The 960-nt window shown below is 41.7% G+C and carries 1 protein-coding gene; it reads right to left on the bottom strand.

Going from position 1 to position 960, the window contains the following annotated elements; all coding sequences use genetic code 11:
* Positions 1-224 (bottom strand): YjcB family protein (locus tag WH277_RS01005; RefSeq protein ID WP_339503853.1); only part of this gene is annotated, 224 nt, incomplete at its 3' end.
* Positions 225-960: the final 736 nt, after the last annotated feature.

Raw genomic sequence — 960 nt, 5'->3', positions numbered from 1 at the left:
GTTATCGTCCAGAAGTTTTGCAGATTATCCATGCTCAACGTAATGCCCAGCAACCCGGTGACAAACCAGCATGACATACCGATACCAATACCGGTAAATGCGAACGCCATCACGTTGCGGCTGGCTTTACGGCACTGCACGTTGAAGGTGCTGGCAAGGAACATCATCACTGCACTGAGCAGCTCCCATCTCATGAGAATAACGCTGGTGGTAATCGTAGCCATAGTGAAAACTCCGGGGTGATCGGTCCTGACAAACGGGATGCAACATCACCCGGAACGGAACGGGAGCTGCCAGGCTTGCTCCTTTCCGGTCTGACACTTTGGTCATGGAAGTGTGACGGCGGTCACATTATATCACCCGTTTTTCAAAACTGAACAAAATTCATACCTGGTATGGTAGTTTTTTCGGTCAATCCAGGTGAGTTTACACTGACTCGACGATAGGGCAGGTGATAAATATATTATCGCTGACGTCAGAAAATACAGATTAATCCGTATGCAAAATATTATTTCCATGCCATGGAAATAATCTTGTTTCTGTCCTTTTGTGCCATTGAATATCTAATTTAACTTAAAGATAAGGTGATTCTAATTGCGTATTATTATGTTCCGTGATCGCTCGTTTTTTCTGTGTTTAATGAAAGGGTTGTTAAGTTAAAATCGTTTTATATCATGTAGTTGATTCCATTTTTTCACTGTGATTTGTATTAATCTCAAGTCAGATTAAACGGTTTAAGATGAATCTTACGCTATTTGAAGTTGTACGGACTATCGATGATCTGTAGGATTTTGCCAAACATTTCTCCCTGTTTATTATTTCCCTGAATTAGTCCAGGGCGGGTTTTCTATTCCCGTAAATCATCCCAAAAAAATATCTTAACTAATAATGCCTCTGCAAGAAGCAGAAAATAATAAAGGAGCCTGCGTGTCGTCTATTGGTCACTCCTGGCTTTCGGGT

It is taken from the genome of Erwinia sp. MYb416 (assembly GCF_037479575.1).
GTDB lineage: Bacteria > Pseudomonadota > Gammaproteobacteria > Enterobacterales > Enterobacteriaceae > Erwinia > Erwinia rhapontici.
This window is presented reverse-complemented; position numbering and strand designations above follow the sequence as displayed.